Origin of the sequence: Bartonella sp. TT29SHDZB (genome assembly GCF_042193395.1) — a bacterium.
Lineage (GTDB): Bacteria > Pseudomonadota > Alphaproteobacteria > Rhizobiales > Rhizobiaceae > Bartonella.
The window spans coordinates 66,183-86,944 of sequence record NZ_JBHILQ010000006.1; the positions used below are offsets into that span (position 1 = coordinate 66,183).

At 34.5% G+C, this 20,762-nt stretch carries 17 protein-coding genes, 1 tRNA gene and 1 pseudogene; 6 read left to right on the top strand and 13 right to left on the bottom strand.

What is annotated here, in order from left to right:
- Positions 1-35: 35 nt before the first annotated feature.
- From ACFIJJ_RS04605 to ACFIJJ_RS04625, 5 genes are all read right to left on the bottom strand, one after another.
- Positions 36-1,079 carry a DNA polymerase III subunit delta' gene (locus ACFIJJ_RS04605; RefSeq protein WP_375646094.1) on the bottom strand — a complete coding sequence of 348 codons (1,044 nt, stop codon included), beginning with the start codon at positions 1,077-1,079 and terminating at the stop codon, positions 36-38.
- On the bottom strand, positions 1,076-1,720 hold the full coding sequence (gene tmk, locus ACFIJJ_RS04610; protein WP_375646096.1) for a dTMP kinase: 645 nt from the start codon (positions 1,718-1,720) through the stop codon (positions 1,076-1,078). Before tmk ends, ACFIJJ_RS04605 begins: the two co-directional genes overlap by 4 nt.
- Positions 1,721-1,748: 28 nt before the next feature.
- On the bottom strand, positions 1,749-2,912 hold the full coding sequence (locus ACFIJJ_RS04615; RefSeq protein WP_375623196.1) for a D-alanyl-D-alanine carboxypeptidase family protein: 1,164 nt from the start codon (positions 2,910-2,912) through the stop codon (positions 1,749-1,751).
- 896 nt (positions 2,913-3,808) lie between these two features.
- Positions 3,809-4,708 carry a septal ring lytic transglycosylase RlpA family protein gene (locus ACFIJJ_RS04620; RefSeq protein ID WP_375623194.1) on the bottom strand — a complete coding sequence of 300 codons (900 nt, stop codon included), beginning with the start codon at positions 4,706-4,708 and terminating at the stop codon, positions 3,809-3,811.
- Between the two features lie 550 nt (positions 4,709-5,258).
- Positions 5,259-5,334 (bottom strand) — tRNA-Lys (locus tag ACFIJJ_RS04625).
- A gap of 1,208 nt (positions 5,335-6,542) precedes the next feature.
- On the opposite strand from ACFIJJ_RS04625, the gene lexA reads away from it, so the two are divergent.
- Both lexA and rimO read left to right on the top strand, forming a co-directional pair.
- Positions 6,543-7,247: a transcriptional repressor LexA gene (lexA, locus tag ACFIJJ_RS04630; RefSeq protein WP_375623192.1), complete on the top strand. Its 705-nt coding sequence runs from the start codon at positions 6,543-6,545 to the stop codon at positions 7,245-7,247.
- A 460-nt stretch (positions 7,248-7,707) separates the two neighbouring features.
- Positions 7,708-9,021, top strand: a complete 1,314-nt coding sequence (gene rimO / locus ACFIJJ_RS04635; protein WP_375646098.1) for a 30S ribosomal protein S12 methylthiotransferase RimO — start codon at positions 7,708-7,710, stop codon at positions 9,019-9,021.
- A gap of 952 nt (positions 9,022-9,973) precedes the next feature.
- On the opposite strand, the gene ttcA is transcribed toward rimO, so the two are convergent.
- The 4 genes and pseudogenes from ttcA to ACFIJJ_RS04655 form a co-directional block, all read right to left on the bottom strand.
- Positions 9,974-10,849 (bottom strand): tRNA 2-thiocytidine(32) synthetase TtcA, encoded by an 876-nt coding sequence (ttcA, locus tag ACFIJJ_RS04640; RefSeq protein WP_375623186.1) that lies wholly within the window; start codon positions 10,847-10,849, stop codon positions 9,974-9,976.
- 266 nt (positions 10,850-11,115) lie between these two features.
- Entirely contained in the window at positions 11,116-11,733 is a 618-nt protein-coding gene (rpsD, locus tag ACFIJJ_RS04645) for a 30S ribosomal protein S4 (protein ID WP_273722651.1), read from the bottom strand.
- A gap of 170 nt (positions 11,734-11,903) precedes the next feature.
- Positions 11,904-12,731 (bottom strand): glutamate racemase, encoded by an 828-nt coding sequence (gene murI, locus ACFIJJ_RS04650; RefSeq protein WP_375623183.1) that lies wholly within the window; start codon positions 12,729-12,731, stop codon positions 11,904-11,906.
- Positions 12,724-13,561 (bottom strand): annotated as a pseudogene (locus ACFIJJ_RS04655) (RNA methyltransferase). The gene murI and the pseudogene ACFIJJ_RS04655 overlap by 8 nt, the downstream one beginning before the upstream one ends.
- A gap of 303 nt (positions 13,562-13,864) precedes the next feature.
- Here ACFIJJ_RS04655 and sfsA point away from each other — a divergent pair.
- The 3 genes from sfsA to radC are packed head-to-tail and all read left to right on the top strand — an operon-like array spanning position 13,865 to position 16,216.
- On the top strand, positions 13,865-14,581 hold the full coding sequence (gene sfsA / locus ACFIJJ_RS04660; protein ID WP_375623181.1) for a DNA/RNA nuclease SfsA: 717 nt from the start codon (positions 13,865-13,867) through the stop codon (positions 14,579-14,581).
- Positions 14,574-15,404, top strand: a complete 831-nt coding sequence (gene map / locus ACFIJJ_RS04665) for a type I methionyl aminopeptidase (RefSeq protein WP_375623179.1) — start codon at positions 14,574-14,576, stop codon at positions 15,402-15,404. Before sfsA ends, map begins: the two co-directional genes overlap by 8 nt.
- A gap of 17 nt (positions 15,405-15,421) precedes the next feature.
- The gene (gene radC / locus ACFIJJ_RS04670; RefSeq protein WP_375623177.1) at positions 15,422-16,216 is read left to right on the top strand and encodes a DNA repair protein RadC; all 795 of its coding nucleotides are present in this window, start codon (positions 15,422-15,424) and stop codon (positions 16,214-16,216) included.
- 44 nt (positions 16,217-16,260) lie between these two features.
- On the opposite strand, the gene ACFIJJ_RS04675 is transcribed toward radC, so the two are convergent.
- The 4 genes from ACFIJJ_RS04675 to ACFIJJ_RS04690 all read right to left on the bottom strand — a co-directional run bounded on the left by ACFIJJ_RS04675 (position 16,261) and on the right by ACFIJJ_RS04690 (position 19,199).
- Complete coding sequence (locus tag ACFIJJ_RS04675) at positions 16,261-16,473, bottom strand: DUF3126 family protein (protein WP_375646100.1); 213 nt, start codon at positions 16,471-16,473, stop codon at positions 16,261-16,263.
- 616 nt (positions 16,474-17,089) lie between these two features.
- Positions 17,090-17,863: an alpha/beta fold hydrolase gene (locus tag ACFIJJ_RS04680; RefSeq protein ID WP_375623173.1), complete on the bottom strand. Its 774-nt coding sequence runs from the start codon at positions 17,861-17,863 to the stop codon at positions 17,090-17,092.
- The gene (locus tag ACFIJJ_RS04685) at positions 17,860-18,372 is read right to left on the bottom strand and encodes a DUF192 domain-containing protein (RefSeq protein ID WP_375646102.1); all 513 of its coding nucleotides are present in this window, start codon (positions 18,370-18,372) and stop codon (positions 17,860-17,862) included. The genes ACFIJJ_RS04680 and ACFIJJ_RS04685 overlap by 4 nt, the downstream gene beginning before the upstream one ends.
- A 251-nt stretch (positions 18,373-18,623) precedes the next feature.
- Positions 18,624-19,199, bottom strand: a complete 576-nt coding sequence (locus ACFIJJ_RS04690; RefSeq protein WP_375623169.1) for a cold-shock protein — start codon at positions 19,197-19,199, stop codon at positions 18,624-18,626.
- 323 nt (positions 19,200-19,522) lie between these two features.
- On the opposite strand from ACFIJJ_RS04690, the gene ACFIJJ_RS04695 reads away from it, so the two are divergent.
- Positions 19,523-20,656 carry an ABC transporter substrate-binding protein gene (locus tag ACFIJJ_RS04695; protein WP_375623167.1) on the top strand — a complete coding sequence of 378 codons (1,134 nt, stop codon included), beginning with the start codon at positions 19,523-19,525 and terminating at the stop codon, positions 20,654-20,656.
- Positions 20,657-20,762 lie beyond the last annotated feature (106 nt).

Here is a 20,762-nt window from a genome sequence, read left to right on the forward strand (position 1 = left end):
ACATAACGTCTGTTCATCACATTGTCACGGAAAAACTAATCCTCGTGAATGATCTTATGAACTCTAAAAAGCACGTTAATCACAAACTGCTTCTTATCGAGATTAAACACTTGCACTTCCTCTATTTCTTGATGAATCTCTTGCCACTTTTGCGCATATTTTTTTGAGAGAAATAAATCTCCTTTTTCAATGAGCATGATAGCTTTTTTTTGAATTTTATCAAGAATTTCATTACAAAATTGTTGAAATTGGAATATGGAAGAAGCAGATGAAAATGTTTGTGCAAGAGTGTGTACAATCGTTGCATCACAAACAGGTTTTTCTAAGAGAGCATCTATCGTTTTAATAATTTCAAGACCGCCGTGGCAAATAAGTAAAGCAGCTTTTCGAGGACTGCCTTTGGATTTTTTAATAATCGTTTTCATAGTTTTCTCATCAGGTAAATCCTGATGGGCGAAAATATGTGTAATGACTTTTTTCATTTCATCGTTATTCAACGGACGAAAAGAAATTTTTTGACATCGTGAATGGATTGTTGGAAGCAATTTTCCTGAAGAGTGCGCGATAATAATAAATAACGTTTTTGTAGGGGGTTCTTCAAGTATTTTGAGAATTGCATTTGCTGCATTTCTATTCATATCATCTGCAGAATCAATAATAACAATACGCCATCCATTGTCTTGCGATGTTCGGCTTAAAAAATGCATAATATCACGGATATCATCAACGAGTATTCCTGTTTTAAACTTTTGCGTTTTTACATCAAATCGACGTGAAATATACAAAAGACCAGGGTGACTTCCTTGTGTAATTTGGCGCCATGAGGTAGAATAAGGATCGGGTTTCAAGAAAGAACTCTGTTGAAAACTTAAAATATTCCAAGCAAGATGAAAGGCTAATGTAGCCTTTCCAATCCCATATTCTCCTTCAAATAATAATGCATGATGCAAACGCTCTTCTTTAAGCATTTGTGTCAAAAAATGACGAATATCCTCATGACCAAAGATAACATTGTTCTGGGATGGTGATAAAATTGTATCAATATCATCATATTGGTGTAAGATATTTACGTTACTCATGAAAGCTGATCCAACAATACCTGATGACAAATATTTTTTATTTGATGAGCAATAGCTTCCACTGAGCCAGAGGCATCAATGATTCGAAATCTATGGGGTTCCTGTTTGGCCAGTTGAAGAAAAGCTTGACGCCTTTGTTCTTGAATTTTCAACTGATCTTTTTCAAAATAATCAATTTCTTCTGTTTTTTTTCTTCGCAAATTTGCACGCTTCATACCCCATATTGCTGGCATATCTAATAAAAATGTTAAATGAGGCATGATATCATTGAGCGCAACATACTCTAAAATAGAAAGAACAGAAGAACTGACTCTATTATTGAGTCCTTGATAAACGCGTGTAGAATCAATAAAGCGGTCACATAAAACGATTTTACCTTTTTGCAAAGAAGGTGCGATAACTTCATGAAAATGGTCAGCGCGTGCCGCTGTAAACAAAACAGCTTCAATCAATGGTCCATACTGTTGTATCTTCCCTGACAATAAAATATGTCGGATTGCTTCTGCTCCTGCCGTTCCTCCTGGTTCTCGTGTTGTAACAACATCATAACCTTTGTGAGAGAGATACTCAGCAAGCAAAGAAATCTGTACTGTTTTTCCTACTCCCTCCCCTCCTTCGAATGTAATAAAATAACCTGACACGTATGACCTTAACCTTATTAGCGCGTAACTATAAATATTTCCGTAACCATCCAATTGTTATTTCATAGAATGCATTTTTCACTTTTGCAAAGAAGCTTCCTTCCTGAACATTCATTCCGGCAAAAACTGGTTTTTCCAGAAGAACCTTTTTATCTTCTAAAATTTGAATAACGCCAACTGATTGCCCAGAAATGATGGGAGCTTTCAATGGACCATGATATTTAATTTTTGCTTTAACATTTACTTTTTTTTCATTTGAAAGCATAAAACTTATTGGTGTTTTAACAATGAGTGGAACAAAATTTTGCTTACCACCATAAACAGAAGCACGAGCAACCGTTTCTTCTTTTGTGAAAATCGTTTTGAGATCAAATGCCGTCATTCCCCATTGAAGAATGCGTTCTATTTCTTTTGTATATTTTTTTCCATCTTGCAAACCATTGATTGCTAAAAAAAGACGTCGATGATTTTTAGAAATGGTGGCAACCATTGAAAAACCTTCTTTTTTACTGTAGCCAAAACCAAATCCTTCTACACCAATTTCCTTAGAAATAAGAGGGTTTTTGTTACGTTGAAAAATATTATTCCACGTAAAATGAGGTTCACGATAAAGAGCATAATAATCTGGATATTCCTGAGTAATGTAACGTGCTAATATAATCATATCATGCACTGTTACAAATTGTCCCTCTTCGGGAAGCCCTGTTGCATTAACAAAATGACTCTGAGATAATCCAATCATTTTAGCGCGCTGATTCATCAACTTTGCGAAATGAGCTTCATCTCCCGATATGCCTTCAGCAAGAATAATAGCAGAATCATTTCCATTGACAATAATTAAACCACGCAACAGATCAGAAACACTGATTTCTGTTTTTATTTTTGCAAACATAGTGGTTGTACCAGAAGGTGCTCCACCCTTGCGCCAAGCATTTTCACTGACCTTAAATTTCTGCGTACTTGTTAATAATCCTTTTTTTAATTGATGAAATACAACTTCTGCTGTCATCAATTTTACTAATGAAGCAGGAAAAAAAGGAATAGCACTTTGTTTTTCATAGAGTACTGTCTCTGTATCATCATCGAGTAATAACAATTGGGATGCGGGAGTTTGAAAATCTTGCGCTCTCCCCCACGTATTAAATGCCAATACTCCCCATAATATCAATAAGATCCTTAATGCTGTATACATAGCCGCTCCTCCCATCTAAAGATCAGCTTAAAGAACCTACTATATAGGAAAAAACTTTTTGATTTCTGCAAATTAAGAAATTATTTACAACTCACAAAAAGATTTTATTTTCATTTAGCGTTAGAAAAAATAATATGACACGCTTTTTATCTTCCATGTAGGTTCAGTTTAACATTTTAAAGTATGAGAGACAAAAGATTTTTTCCTATTTTTATTGATAGTGTTTTGATTTGTTTTGATAAATTATCATTTTAAAATTGAAGCTAACTCAAAATACTATAAGATTCTCTCATCCCCTCCTCTCATATTGAATTCATTAAAAATCGCTTGCTTACGCGTCATAAGCAAGGTTGGTATATGCGTAAAAATTATTAAAGAAGAGAGTAAAATATTTCTTATAAACCTCTCAAATGTTAAGGATTATCGTAAAACATTGGGGGAAAAGTGTATGTTGGTGTCTGTTTATATCTTCATAAGTGTAAAGATAGTGATACCTAAAGGTTTTATAATGACACCATTCATGGGCATTGTTGTAAAATAAACTTAAGAGTATTGAGGATATATCTCCTTAAAATAAGTGCTTGAATGGGCAATGCAAGTGTATTTTTTTTGAAGCGCTCTACTTTACATGGGGCACTTTAACCCCATTTAAAGAACGTGATACACAAAAGTATGAGACCGTGCATAATCTCTATCATAAAATATTGCTGTAGGTGTTTTAGAAAGCTGTAAAACCGAATCAAAAGGAAATATTCTTTAACTTTTTAAGCTTTTTATTCTTCCCAAATTAAATTGTATAGCTGTTCGCTTTAAGATGAAAGCTTTACAATAAATCCGCAACTTTTTATCATTTTTTATTTGAAAATTATATTGATTAAAAACCAATGCATTTTTTCTTAAAACAGTTGTAGCCAATTTGCTTTTGTCTTCTTGTTTAGTTTATTTATAGAAGCAACTTGATCGAATGGTACCGGCTTATCAACCATGATAGGACCAACTTCTGGCAATTTCACTGCAACAGTTTTATTGCGTTGTTCCTGTTCAACAGTAGCTGTTTTAGCTAATTCTTTTTTGTTTCCTGTATTGCGCTGCTCTTTTAATAAAACAGTTTCTCTTTTTTTCGCAACATTTTCCGATGCTAATGAATATGGGGCAGCATTTCCAGGAGTATAAGAGGCCATTAAATATGCACCATCATAATAGCCAACAGGTGCTTCAGCAATATATTCTACTTTAACATCTGCGACCCCCCTATCGACATAACCAAGTATTGTTGCAGCTTGCCTTGATAAATCAATGATTCTGTCTTTCATAAAAGGTCCACGATCATTCACTCTAACAATGATTGAAGACCCATTTTTCAAATTAGTAACACGAGCATAGCTAGGTAAAGGCATTGTAGGATGAGCGGCAGTCAAAAGATTCATGTCATAAATTTCACCATTGGCAGTTAAACGCCCATGAAAGTCTGAACCATACCATGAGGCTTCGCCAACACGTTTATAAGTCGGATCATTTTGAGGATAATACCACTTTCCTTTTATTTGATAAGGTTTACCAACAATCGCTCGCCCACGCTTTTTTTCTTCCGATTGATTCTTCTTATTAGATACTTGTTGAGGTAATACAGAAGTGTTTACGTTAATTGGTTTATTATGATAAGAATCTTTTATTGAAAACTGCATAGTTTGGCTTGCGCAACAAGACACCAATGTCTGAGAAATGACTATCATAGAAAATAATTGAAGTGTTGGTTTAATCATAAAAGTAAATTTCTTTTTTCTATTTGAAGGCATCTATTCAGTCCACTTATTTCTGTTAAGCACTACTGTAAAAACCACGTCACGTTTTTTTGTACGCAACGGAAGAGTTTACGCTTTTAAATGATTCCCCTCGCGCATATACCACTCTTGAATTGCCCCTTTTATCAAGAAATTAACACATTGTTAACCTTTTTATGATTTTCATAAGAAATAAATGTACTATAGTTGATGTTAAAAAGATTAAAAATTAAATAAATCAATATCTTATAGAAAAGTTCTTTCATAATATAAGTGTGAATAAGTGGTGATTTTAGCAACTGTTTTTCGAATCATGTAATGCAGTGGATATTAAAAAACACCCTCTGATTAAGAAAATTAGAAACCACATGTGCTGCTAACGCAGATACAACCCTATCGTAAGCTTAATGCTCTTTTCTGTTGGACAGAAGACAGCATAGCATCGCTTTATTCCAAAACAGCTGATAGAAAATGACAGGCTATAGAATCAATAAAAAACTTTAAAAAGAATCAAAACAAGAAAGATTTTTAAATTTTTGATAGCCTATTGATACTAATTTAAAGTTGGTGAGCGCGCAGGGATTCGAACCCTGGACCTACTGATTAAAAGTCAGTTGCTCTACCAGCTGAGCTACGCGCTCTCATACAAGCTATCTAGTTTGCACACTATCTAATTTGCAGAAAGTGAAGGGAACATACGGTTGACTTTTCATTTGGTCAACACCTTTTGAAGAAAAATATTATTATTTTCTTCAGTTATCAATAATTTTTCGTTTTCGCCCCTTTACTTCATCATTGTATAAGTACTCTTTAATCTTCTTTTTGAAGTTTCAATAAAGGAAAAATTTCACTGCAAAATATTGCATAGATTCGAAGCGTTAAAATTATGAGAAATACCCCTCTTCCCTTCACATGGGGTGTTGAGCATAATGGATAGAGAAGGAAAAATACTTTTTACTATAATATTATTTTATATCTTTATATTTTAGTGTTCAATATTTCAAATATGAATACAGCTTTATAAGATATATATTGATTTATAATAATTTATCATTTTCTCACTTGAGTGAGACGTCTCAAATACTGTAAGCTTCTCTTATTTCAAATCTTTTTTATATTGAAACAATAAAAAGCATTTTCTTGACCGATAAAAGTGAGAGAATAAAACTATAAAAAAATAAAAATGCCTTTTATGTCTCTTTTCAATAACCAAAAATTATCGCAACATTAGGATTCATGAAAATAGTATATAGCGGTTAACACGTTAGACTTGAAAATGGAACAATAAGCAACAATGGCACTTTGAGAGTATGATTTTTATTCATGCATAATGAATATATAACGAAAGCCAATTTATCCTATAAAATAAAGTAGATATGAAGCAAAAATTTAGTCTCATTGAAAATATCCCGAATGACTATAAATTGTACTCACTATTAGAGCTGTAGATAATTTTACTAAGAATAAAAAAGCAGAAATAATATGCAGTATGCAAAATGATTTTAAGTGTTTTGAATATATATAATGCCTTCTAGTTAACTTTTTTATATAAAAAATTACAAAATACGTAGATATATTTTTAGAAGAAAAGGATAATACTAATCACAAAATTTATTGTTGGATAATTCAGTCAGAACTATAAAGTATATTTATACATTATTTAATATTAATGTAGATATACAGTATATAAATAATAATTTAAATATATCTATAAATAAACATATTGATTTATTAAACGATAAGATCAAAAACAAAGAAAATAATTTTGATTTGGCGATAAAAATTGTAAAAGTGTTATATATATTTTTTTTACTTTACACATTTTTTATTATTTTGATTGGAATGTTGAATGCTAACATGTAAACAATATGAATTACTCTTGTTTATTCATAACCATATAAAAGAAACTGGTGTTCCTCCTTCTTTTGAAGAAATGAAAAATGCATTAGAACTTTCTTCAAAGTCTGGTATTCATAAGCTTATTATAGCCTTAGAACAACGAGGTTTTATACGTCGTTTGCCCAATCGGGCTCGTGCAATGGAGGTGATTCGGCTTCCCGAGAAAATAACATTTAGTCTTTCTTTAGCACGTAAAATTTCTCCCAGTATGATAGAAAAAAATAAAAGAGAAATATCAAAAAGTTTGAGTCACTTTGATGAAGAAGAAAAAAAAAATATCACCATTCCTATTATGGGACGTATTTCTGCGAGCGTACCCGCCTCTGCTATACTGCAACAAATAAACAGCCTTTCTCTCCCACTCGATATGGTTAATACAGGTGAGCACTACGCATTAGAAGTGAAAGATGATTCTATGATGGAGGCTGGTATCCTTGATAAAGATACGATCATTGTGAAACGTCAAAATACAGCAATAACAGGTGAAATCATTGTTGCGTTTATTGATAAAAAAGAAGCCACATTAAAACGTTATCGACGCAAAGGAGCTTCTATTGCATTAGAAGCCGCAAATCCTCATTATGAAGTACGGACATACGAATCCGACCGTGTAGAAATACAAGGCAAACTTACCGGACTTATTCGCAAATATTAAAAAATAAACCTTATAGTACGCGATAGATATCGCAATAAGAAGCTGTTGAGTATTTTTTTATTGTGCCACATGCAATTGACTTCTTCTCCACAGCCAAAGAAGTCCCCAATTCGGTTTATAAACAATCCAGATCCTTATCAAGCGGGTTTCTACTTTCCCTTCCCTCCATGTCCTTCACTTACACCAAGCTTGACAAGTAAGCTTTAAAATATTCACCACGTACTTTGTAAAAGAACTTGAATGCTTTGAAGGAAGCAGCCTTATATCCTCCTCCTCAATGACAGAGTTTTACGATATAATAGGAAAAAATTGTATGCATGCATAAAAACACATAAAATTTTGTAGAAAAAAATCAAATAACTTTGTAACAGATTGTATTGCATAGGTATAAAAATAAAGAACATTATTTTTAAGTTAGTAAAAGCGTAACTCAATCATTGATAGTAATTGTAGGATCATCATGGTCGCACCTCGTATTAGTTTTGTCTCCCTCGGATGCCCAAAAGCACTTGTTGATTCTGAGCGAATTATTACAAGCCTTCGCTCTGAAGGGTATGAAATTTCACGTCAACATCAAGGGGCTGATGTCGTTATTGTGAATACCTGTGGTTTTCTTGACTCTGCTAGAAAAGAATCACTCGCTAATATTGATGAAGCTCTCAAAAAAAATGGAAAAGTTATTGTAACAGGGTGTCTTGGTGCTGATCCTGATGTTATTCGCCAAGCATACCCTAATGTATTGGCCATTACAGGACCACAAGCTTATGAAACTGTTATAGAAGCTGTTCATACGGCAATTCCTCCCGTTCATGATCCTTTTCTTGATTTAGTTCCTCCCCAAGGTATTCGTTTAACACCTCGCCATTACGCCTACTTAAAGATTTCTGAAGGATGCTCTAACCGGTGTAGTTTTTGTATCATCCCTACACTGCGTGGTGATCTCACTTCACGCCCCATCAGCGATGTTCTTCGCGAAGCTGAAAAACTTGTACAAGCAGGTGTAAAAGAACTTTTGGTTATTTCACAAGATACGAGTGCTTATGGCATTGATCTTAAATATCTCGAGAATTCTTGGAAAGATCGCACAATCAAAACGAAATTTTTTGACCTTTGTCGCGAACTGGGCGATATGGGAATTTGGGTACGTATGCATTACGTTTATCCTTATCCCCATGTTGATGAAGTTATCGAGCTTATGGCTGCAAAAAAAATTCTCCCTTATCTGGATATACCTTTTCAGCATGCATCACCAATTGTTTTGCGTCATATGAAGCGTCCCGCACTTATGGAAAAAACAAACAGAAGAATTGAAAAATGGCGGAAAATATGTCCAGATCTTACTTTGCGATCAACGTTTATTGTTGGTTTTCCTGGTGAAACGAATGAAGATTTTAATATACTCCTAGAATGGCTAGAAGAAGCAAAAATTGAACGAGCTGGGTGCTTTAAATATGAAGAAGTAAAAGGAGCCGTTGCAAATAATTTGGGATTAGAAAATATTCCTGAAGACGTAAAAGAAAACCGCTGGCATCGTTTTATGGCAAAACAACAACAAATTTCTACGCATCTTTTAAAGAAAAAAATTGGAAAAAGACTCCAAGTGCTTATCGATGAAAGTCAAGGAAAAATTGCTAAAGGGCGTAGTCAATACGATGCTCCAGAAATAGATGGTGTTGTCCATATATCATCACGACGTCCACTGCGTGTGGGTGAATTTGTCACCGTTAAAATCGAACAATCGGATGCTTATGACCTTTATGGTATCGCCGTTTAAAAACTTAACCCCTTCTAGGTTCTAAATGACGAAGACTCCTATCAGAGTCGGTTTATAAAAAAGTGACTTCTCACAATAAAGCCCGATCACTTATGTGACTCACTTCATGAGAATTTACCGGAAGTCCTTACCCTGAATATTCGCTATACATTCTAAAAGTGTAATAAAATTTATATATTCTCTTAGTATACTACTCTAAATGATAGTGTTTTATGGTACAACAGGATAAGATAACATTCATACGGCTCTCTTCATCTTTAATTAAAGAATAAACCGGATAGTCACACTATTTTTCCGTTTTTAATATTTCGATAGTCATTGGTTCGTGAAAGAAGGCTTTTTTCAATTGTGTTTTCTACACACAAGAATTCCACTTGTTATATGCAAGGGAATGTTTATAGATGTAATATAAGAGAATTTGAACTAAAATATTTTATAGCTAAATTGCAAAACAATAAATTATCGTATTGTCTATGCTGCTGAGGAAGATATGGAAAATTTTTCTCAAGCAATGCAATTCCCGATTATTCTTATAAATCAATATATTGATTTATAAGAATAATTTGCTTTTTTGCATGTTGAATGAGAGTCCCGAATATCGTAAGATTCTCTCATTTCAGACCTGTTTACATTGAATCAATCAAAATCATTCGTTTGTACGTTACAAGCGGGATGAATGTGTGGATAAAAATTATTAAAGAAAGAACTAAAAATGGTTTTTATGAATCGTCTTAAGTGCCAAGGGTGTAGTGACCCACGAGCTGGCAAAGTGTGTTGATGATGCTGGCTTACTCCTTAATAAACGTAAAGATGGAGGGCTTTATGGATTTCATGGTATCGCCTTCACAGATGCCATCATGAAGTGGGCTTGGGTGCTCTTTGAGAGATGTCTCTTTAAGAAAGCGTCTTATTTTAAAATCTTTGAACTTATTTTTAGAGTATCTAATTTTTATTAACACGCTTTAAAGTCAAAGAATTTCTTATCAAGCAAATGACTTGGGCGTACATTTGTTAAAGCGCGAATCATCGTATCTTTACGTCCTGGCATTTGTCTTTCAATGTTTTTCAGCATTTCTTTCATTGCATTACGTTGTAAGCCATCTTGACTACCGCAAAGATTACAAGGAATAATTGGGAATTTCATTGCTTGAGAAAATTTTTCCATATCTTCTTCAGCAGCATAGACAAGAGGACGTAATACAAAAAGATCACCTTCATCATTTTTAAGTTTACCAGGCATAGCGGCTAATCGTCCACCATGAAACAAATTCATGAAAAACGTTTCCAAAACATCATCACGATGATGACCTAAAACTAATGCAGAACATCCCTCTTCACGGGCAATACGATAGAGATTACCACGTCGTAATCGAGAACAAAGTGAACAATATGTCTGCGACTCTGCCAATTTATCTGTAACAATGGAATAAGTATCCTGATATTCAATACGATATGGAACTTTATAAGAACTTAAAAAGTCTGGCAGAATATGCTTAGGAAATCCTGGTTGCCCTTGATCAAGATTACAGGCAAGAATTTCAACGGATAAAAGACCACGCCACTTTAAATCTAAAAGAAGCGCTAATAAACCATAAGAGTCTTTTCCGCCCGATAAAGCGACAAGCCATTTTTTTCCCGTAGAGAGCATAGAAAAATCATCCAAAGCCTGCCGCATATGACGCAAAAGCCGTTTGCGCAATTTATTAAATTCTACGCTTGAAGGAGCAACCCGAAATATTGGATGACAATCATCTCCTTCTCTTTCCAAAAGATCATCTCTCTCTTTGTTTTCCTCTATTGTCTGATATTCAACTGAAACATCATTCATAATACCATATCCTGCACAAGTAATAGCTCGTTTTGCAAAGACAGAAACAAATATAAAGTAAACTTACAGTTATGTTTTTTGAATTTATAAAAATTAGATACATAAAAAAGAAATGGAACTATATAAGTTTATCGCTATAAAACATAGCAATAAACTTAATATAGAACCATTCACAAAAAATACTTGTTAACTCCAAAGATTATAAAAAATACAATATTTTAAGTTATAACCATATGAAGAGAGAAACAATTTTTCTCATAAAAAAATTATCGAGAATAAAATTCAACAACCAAATTAGGTTCCATTTGCACAGCATAAGGAACATCTGCAAAAGCAGGAATACGTGTAAAGGTTGCTTTCATCTGTTTATGATCTGCTTCAATATAATCAGGGACATCACGTTCTGCCAATTGTACAGATTCTAAAACTAAAACAAGTTGTTTTGATTTTTCCCGAACCTCAATAACATCACCGGGCTTACAACGATAAGATTGAATATTTGTGCGCCGCCCATTTACGTTAACATGACCGTGATTGATAAATTGGCGAGAAGCGAAAATCGTAGGTACAAATTTTGCACGATAGACAACAGCATCCAAACGTGACTCTAACAGACCAATAAGATTTTCACCAGTATCACCCCGTCGACGAGCAGCTTCTTCATAAGTTTTATGAAATTGTTTTTCTGAAATATCTCCATAAAACCCTTTCAGCTTTTGTTTAGCGCGCAACTGCACCCCATAGTCAGAAAGTTTTCCTTTACGACGCTGTCCATGTTGACCTGGACCATAATCACGACGATTGACGGGAGATTTTGGACGACCCCAAATATTTTCTCCCATACGACGGTCAATTTTATACTTTGTTGTTTCGCGTTTACTCATCGCATTTCCTTTAAAATAAAACACGAGATCTTAAGACCCCAAGGAAACGCGCCCTCCTCTGCCTTTAAACACTAAAGACTGACAGAATACCTTAACATATCAATATGCGAAGTTATCCACGGGACACGTCAATTAATGCCATTTTCTTGAAAGAAAAAGCTGAAATAGCTTTATTGATCTTGTATCCCAAAGTCAACTCTTTTCATGATTTTTAAGCCAAATCCTTTTAACAAGCGCTCCGTTGAAGAAGTGACATTTTTTGATGTTAGCAACACAAAATCTTGATATTTCTTTACAGATTGCTGATGTATTTTTTCCGACAATGGTAATAATGATCTGGTATGTTTAGCGATAGCTTTTGCTGGATTAATCCATTTAACGGACCATAAAGCTTGTTCACGAAAGAAGTTAATCAAAAAAGGATAATGTGTGCAGGCTAAAACAATAATATCAGTATATTTGCCATTTTTTTCTACAAAACATGGCAAGATTTCTTTCTTTATCTCTTCCGCATCGATAGATTTTCCCCGTAAATAATCTTCAGCAAATCCAGCCAGCTTTTTACTTCCCACAAGCTGAACATGACACTGTCCAGCAAAAGAGTTAATTAATTCATTTGTATAAGCACGTTTAACTGTTCCTGGAGTCGCTAATACGGAAATAAAACCAGATTTTGTTTGTTCTGCAGCTGATTTAATTGCAGGAACCGTTCCTACAAAAGGGACATGAGGAAAATTCTGTCGTAAATCTGCTATCATCAGTGTAGAAACAGTGTTGCAAGCAATCACACATAAAGCTGGATTGTAGCGTGTCAAAAGATTTGTAAAAATCTTCAAAATATGGTCTTTCAAAACATTTTCTTCCCAATTGCCATAAGGGAATCCCGCATCATCAGCCACGTAAATAAATTGCTTTTCAGGGATAAGGACACGCACTTCCCTTAAAACAGTTAAACCACCAATACCACTATCAAAAAAAAGAACAGGCCGTTCATCCATTAGTTTTCACACTTGTTTTTAATTTTTTTACGATCACGTTCTTCAGGTGCTCTACTCCCCCGTGGATATTGTGGCGAAAAATGATCTAAAGAAGATATAATGCCTCGCAATAAACGAACCTCAGGTTCACTAAAGTTAGCGCGCGTAAAAACAGAGCGCAAATTTGCAAGCATTACTTCTTTGCGTTCTGGGGGTCTAAAATACCCACGGATATTCAAAGCCTCTTCTAACTGAGATAAAAAACCATGAAATATTGTTTTATTTGCAGGTTCCATCTCTGCGGCACGAAATGCCGTATCGCTGACATTTTCTAGACCTGTTTTCATCCATTCGTAAGACATTAAAAGAACCGCTTGCGCAATATTAAGTGACGCAAAAGCAGGATTAACTGGAAAAGTAATAATTTCATCAACAAGGCTGATTTCATCATTTTCTAGTCCCCATCTCTCTCTTCCAAAGACAATACCTGTTTTATGTCCGATACTTTCACGCTGACGTAATACGCTTGCTGCTTCGACAGCACTTTTTACAGTTTTGAAACCACATCTTTCACGTGCTGTTGTGGCAAAAACATAGTGTAAATCTGCAATTGAATCACGCAATGTGTTAAAAATCACAGCGTTGTTAATGACATGATCAGCTTTACTTGCAGCAGCTCTAGCTTTTTCATTTGGAAACATTTCTCGAGGATTAACTAATCGAAGCTTAGAAAGCCCAAAATTCGCCATTGCCCTTGCGACCATACCAATGTTTTCAGGAAGCTGCGGTTCAACTAAAATAATAATGGGACCATTTGTTAAATTTTCACGATTCCTATTCGTTCCAGCCATCAATTTTACCTAGTTTCACTTAAACTATCTCCCTCTCCACTATTTTTACGAAACCTTTTTCACAATACCCTAATGCTTGTTTAATAATAAATTATAGACAATGTTATCTTTTTATTCAAAAATAATCGCTTCTAAACCTAATAATAAATTTTAAAAGCCATTAAAGTGAACGATGGAATTTATAACAATTTATATAAGATATCGTAGTGTTTTTTACATCAATTTTATCTTTTTTAATAGGAACAGCCACTATAAATCATAATCTCAGTTGAATTATGAAATCATAAATCCTAAAAAAGGGATATGCACTTTATTCCCAAACTTTTTCCTGCAAAGCTTATCCGTCGTTATAAACGTTTCCTTGCGGATGTTCAACAAGATGATCAGCATGTCCTCACCGTGTCTGTACCTAATACAGGATCAATGCTTGGATTAACAGCTTCCAACTCTAATATTTGGCTTTCTTATCATAACAACATCAAACGAAAATATGCCTATCAATTAGAAATTGTTGAAGCCGATAATACTTTGGTTGGCATTAATACCGCTGTACCCAATAAACTTGCACTAGAAGCAATTCAAAATGGATTACTACCAGAATTAAGTGGGTATAAAACAATCTTAAAAGAACAACGCTATGGGATACAATCACGAATTGACTTTCTTTTACGTGATAACATTCTTCCTGATTGTTACCTAGAAGTTAAAAATGTTCATTTTATTCGTCAAAAAGGATTAGCAGAATTTCCTGATACCGTGACAAAACGTGGTGCACGTCATCTTGAAGAACTCATAGGAGTCGTACAACAAGGAAAACGAGCTGCGATGCTTTATATTATTCAAAGAGAAGATTGCGCCGCTTTTACAATCTGTCATGATCTTGATCCACTCTATGGACGTAAGTTTGATTTAGCATTAAAATCAGGGGTAGAATGTTATGCTGTAAAGTGTCATGTAAGTGTAGAAGGCATTTTTCCGATTCAGAGAGTACAAATAGAAAATAGAAGAAACAATGACTGAGTATATCGAATATAATAAAATCCCTTTAAAATTTAATGGAAAAATCCGCATTTTCGATGATTATGCTTTTGCTAAAATGCGTGAAGTTGGTCGTATTGCTGCAGAATGCCTTGATGCGCTTACGGATATTATTAAGCCGGGCGTTACTACGCAAGAAATAGATGATTTTGTATTTATTTTTGGTGCTAAGCGAGGAGCACTTCCTGCTGATCTCAATTATCATGGATACAGCCATTCATGCTGTACATCTATCAATCACGTTGTCTGCCATGGCATTCCCAATAAAAGACCTTTGCAAGAAGGTGATATTGTAAATGTTGATGTAACCTTTATCCTTGATGGTTGGCATGGAGATTCAAGTCGAATGTATCCTGTTGGAAAAATTAGACGTGCCGCAGAACGCTTACTAAAAATAACCTATGAAAGTCTTATGAAAGGTATCGCTGTCGTTAAGCCTGGAGCAACGACGGGCGATATTGGTGCAGCCATTCAACAGTATGCAGAATCTGAACGCTGTTCAATTGTGAGAGACTTTTGCGGACATGGTATCGGCCAGCTTTTTCATGATGCTCCCAATATCCTCCATTATGGAAACCCTGGAGAAGGAGTCGAATTAAAACAAGGTATGATGTTTACAATTGAGCCTATGATTAACCTTGGTAAACCACAAGTTAAGATTTTATCTGATGGTTGGACTGCCGTTACCCGTGATCGCTCTCTGACCGCACAATATGAACATACGATCGGCGTTACAAATGAAGGGTATGAAATATTTACACAATCTCCTAAAAATATTTTTTATATTCCAAATTCGCATACCTAACGCACTGTAGAGACTTTATGACTAAAAAATTAAATCAAAAGGAAGATACTCAAAGTAATCACTTTGCATTAACATCGAGTTCTCCACTCACCCCAATATCAGAAAGAAAAAATGAAGAGCCTAAGAAAAATGCACAGCTCCATAAACATTATCAAGGACATCGTGAGCGTCTTCGGAAACGTTATTTAAAGTCAAAAGGAAATGCAATTGAAGATTATGAATATCTTGAATTATTACTTTTTCGCACAATCCCCCGCGCAAACACAAAACCCATAGCTAAAAATTTGATAGCGCGTTTTGGTTCATTAGCTGATGTGTTAGGAGCTGATATTCACCGACTTCAAGAAGTTCAAGGATGTGGTCCCGCAACTGCAATCGATTTAAAAATTATTTCAGATGTTGCTGGGCGTCTTGCTCGTGCGCAATTGTTTAAACGCGATATTTTTTCATCATGGGATAAAGTGTTAGCTTATTGTAAAGCCGTTATGGCTCACGAAACCCGTGAACAATTTCGTATTTTATTTCTTGATAAGAAAAACGGCTTGCTTGCTGATGAGGTGCAACAAACTGGAACCATTGATCATACCCCTGTTTATCCTCGTGAAGTTATTTCTCGAGCTTTAGAGTTATCCGCATCAGGACTTATCTTAGTCCACAATCACCCTTCTGGCGATTCCACCCCCTCTGATGCAGATATAACAATGACATATAGATTAAAAGACGCAGCAAATGCATTAGGCATTATTATCCATGACCATCTTATTATTGCACGAAATAACCATACAAGCTTTAAAGCGTTAAAACTTATATAAATCTTATGGGATAAAAAAGACTTTATTCAATGATAAATAACGAATCAATTTTCTAAATCAATATCTAATATAGCCATTGAAAAATTATAGGATAGCTCATTTTCATCTTCATCTCGATAGATAATGCCTAAAAACTCATCTCCCATATAAACCTCACAAGAATCACTCTTTTTAGGCCGTACTCTGACTTGCAATGCTGAGTTTTGGAATATATTTTTAAAATAATTATCAAGTTTTTTTATTTCATCAGCATTCACTATGCTCTCCTGTTTTTTGAAACGATTAAAATAATTGCGTGTCGCGCAAATAAGACACTCTTATGATTCTGTAAAGTCAGTAAAAAAGCATAATCTGAATATTTACTTAATGTTACATATATTTACAACGTTCTTTATACATTCATAAAGAACGTTTACAAAAAGAGTCTATCATTATTAAATATACCCGTATAGATTAAAAAATGGCAAAAAAACTGTATATTTTTAATAATTTTACTTTATCTCCAATTTTAGAATCTGTATTTAGAATGCATATTCGTAAGAATAAATTGATCAATAATTTATAATTTTGTTCCTTTTATAAAAAATACAAATAAGAATATTTTTTTATTTAAAACTACATTTTTTAGCAAAAAATATTTATTACATCATTCAAAAATAATTCTTTTTAATAAACTTTAAAGTATAATTATCTAATCTTAGAATAATTACATCTCTGAAAAATATACAAAATAAGCTAATAAGAGTTTATTTTTCTTTTCATTCTTTATAAAAACTTATGTCATAAAAGAAATATTTTTAAATAAGTTTTTTTAATTTATACGAGATAAAAATATTGGGTATTTCTGTAAATTCTAAAAGCTATGAAGAATTCTTATTTTATAGGATAACGAGAAAGAAAATCGATAACACCTTTTTTATAAACTTTATCGCCTACCGCAAGCATATGATCTCGACCAGGAATTGATAAAGCTTCACCACAAGGCAGCAAGGCTGCCAATGGCTCTGCAGCGCCGCCAATTTCATCTAATGAACCAACGGCAACAAGTGCTGGTTGTTTGATTTTGTAAACTTCAGATGCCGTTAGCTCCTGTTTTGATGTGATAATACACGCAGCCAAAGCACGTCTATCGCTTTTCGTTTGATCTGCAAATTTACGGAACATTAAACCACGCGTATTGGTAATGGTAGAAATATCTTCTGCTAAAAGAGCCTCAGCAACAGGCTCCCAATTTCCCGCTCCTGTTACCATGCCAATACCTAAACCACCAAAAATAACGCTGTTCACATACGTTGGATGCAAAAGAGCCATAAAAGCACTAATACGAGCCCCCATAGAATATCCCATAACATGGGCTTTAGATAACTCTAAATGCTGTAGTAACTTTACTGCATCTCCAGCCATAGCTTGAGGTGTATAAAAGACAGGATCATAACTTTTAACTGAATCTCCGTGACCGCGATTATCAAGAGCAATAACACGATATCCTGCTTCAGTGAGAATACGAAACCAACCCGTTGCATACCAATTCACCCGCGCAGAAGATCCAAAACCATGGATCAACAAAATAGGTGCACCTTGCCCTTCTTCTCGATAAGCAAATCGCAAACCATCATATTCAAAAAAATGAATATCTTCAGCTGTCATTTTTTATTGCACTCTCCACAAAGTACAGGATGAATAACACGTTGCCCTTTTTGTATCTGTTTTTCAGAAACTTCACCAGCATTAATCTCAAGTGCAAAAGCTGCAGGAACTTCAGATGAAATGATGTTTGTTGAAAATGGAGAAGTATTTTCAATAATTGATACAATAATTCCCTCAGAGTTTAAGAAAATCATGTCTAAAGGTAAAGGCGTATTTGCCATCCACATAAAAATTTTCTGCTCATCTCCCGATTGAGAACTTTTTAGCTGCTTAAAGAGCATTGCACGATCGCGTGGAAAATCAGTTCGATACATTAAACCAGCTTCTGCTTGAGATGGCGTAAAAGCAATCTCTACCTTATAAGAAACTGTACCTTGCTTTGTATGTATTTCTAAAGGAATTGGATGCACAGGAATCTCTATGGGCTCCTTTGCTACAACAACACGCATATTTAACATAAAAAGCATCACCAATAAAACAATATGCCCCTTTTTAAAAGGCTTTAACATTCTTGTCTCCACCACAGAAAAATTTTAAATTTTGTTTCTAAAATAAAAAGTACCAGAGTTTAAAAGTCAAAAAACAAGAGGATTGCTTCCTTGTTATTTTCTAGTTTCTTTCAACGTAATATGCGCCATTTTCTTCATTTGGTTTATGGATTCACGAGAGCCATATTTTCTTTAAAAATCTACTTCTATAGCAATTTATGAAATAATAACCTTTAAAAATATAGAAAACATACTGATTTCACTCGCGAAATTTAATGCGTAGCTAAAGGAATACCTATATCCGGATAAATCTCTGCTGTCATTAAACCTTTTTCTCCTTTACCAAAACGTACAAGAACAACTTGACCCGAACGAAGCTCTGCTAGACCAAAACGGCGCAATGTTTCCATATGAATGAAAATATCTTCTGTCCCTTGCCCACGGCTAAGAAAACCGTATCCTTTGTCACGATTAAACCATTTAACAATTGCTCGTTCTAGTCCACTTTCTGGAGTAACAACAACATGGGTACGGGCTGGAATTTCTGATGGATGAATTGCTGAAGAACAATCTATAGATTTCACCTGAACGCACTTTAACCCTCGTTCAGTTTTTTCCACAGCACAAATGACTTTAGCTCCCTCCAAAGCTGTTTGAAAACCATCCCTTCGCATTACTGTAACATGCAATAATATATCAGGGAAATGAGGTAAATCAGGTACAATAAATCCATATCCCTTACTACCATCAAACCACTTAATGACACCACTGATTTCGATAATCTCCCCACAAGCACCTATACTCTCCTCAGATGGGGAACAATCCTTTAATGCATCCTTACTCGTCATAATAACGTGATCCTGTAGCTTATAAATTGTACGATATTGATTCTCTAGGTTTAAGTAAACATTGCTCTTGTATCAACACGCAAGCCCCAAGATAAGATTTCCCCATATTGTCGTATCTTCTATGTTAATGTCAGAGAATATTAACATGAATATTTATAAAACTATTTGATTGTACACTTTACATACCTTACAAGGTGTGCCCTACAAAAGAGGTCATATAAAAGTTTTTTTACATAATGATATTTTCATTAATGTGTAACTTGCATGATGAAGAAGTTCAATATAAGGTGAAAAAACGACAATTCAATTAAGGAAAATGCGCAATGCAATTGAAAAAAGTCCTTACGATAATCGCAGCATTTATGGCATTTACAGCAAATGTTTATGCGAGTGAACCTATTAAGATTGGTGTTTATCTTCCATTAAGTGGTCAAAATGCATTTGGAGGTCAGCTTGAAATTAGAGGTATAGAATTAGCCCATAAAAAAGTTCCAGAAATTTTAGGCCGTAAAGTGGAACTTGTTATTATTGATAATAAGTCTGATAAAGTAGAAGCGGCTAATGCTGTTATGCGTTTAACAGCAAGTGAAAAAGTGAGTGGAATCATTGGTAGCTATGGTTCTTCGCTCTCGTTAGCAGGTGGTGAAATATCTGAAAAAGCAAAGACTCCAACTATTGCAACGTCCTCAACAAGTCCTCTTGTTACACAGGGTAAAAAATATTACTTTCGCGCTTGCTTTATTGATTCCTATCAAGGAGTCGGAATCGCAACTTATGTAAGCCAAACTTTACACGCAAAAAAAGCCGCTATCCTTAAAGATATTTCAAGCGATTATGCCATTGGTCTTGCAAGTTATTTTACGCGTGCTTTCAAAAAATTAGGTGGTGAAGTTATCTCAAATCTAAATTATAATTCCGGAGATCAAGACTTTTCAGCTGTTCTTACGCAAATTATTGCACAAAAACCTGATATTTTATTCATTCCATCTTACTTTTCTGAAGGTGCTATCATCATGAAACAAGCACGAGAATTAGGAGCGAAGTTTCAAATTATGGGTGGAGATGCTATGGATAATCCAGAAACCATTACGATTGCAGGAAAAGCAGCAGAAGGTTTCTTACATACAACACTTCCCTATAGTGAGGATATGCCAAATATGTCAGTAGCTGCGCAAGAATTCACAAAAGAATGGAAAAAAGCATACCCTGACAAAGAGCCAAATATCAATTCTGTTTTGGGATACACGAGTTATATGATGTTCATGAAGGCTATTGAAAATGCAGGTAGCGCTGATCGTGAAAAAATTACTATCGCGCTTAGCAAATTAAAAGATTTTCCAACCCCCTTTGGTGATATGTCCATGGATGAAAATCATAATCCTAAAATTCCTATTGGTATCATTAAAATACAGGATGGAAAACGTGTTTATTTAGAAGAAGTTAAACCTGCTTTTTAATTTAAGAAGTTTTACTAATGAAAATACAAGAATTGGTTGAGGATCTTTTCTCAACCAAAAACTTAAAGGTTTCTTGTTATCTTATGTAAATTAACAAATGTGGAAG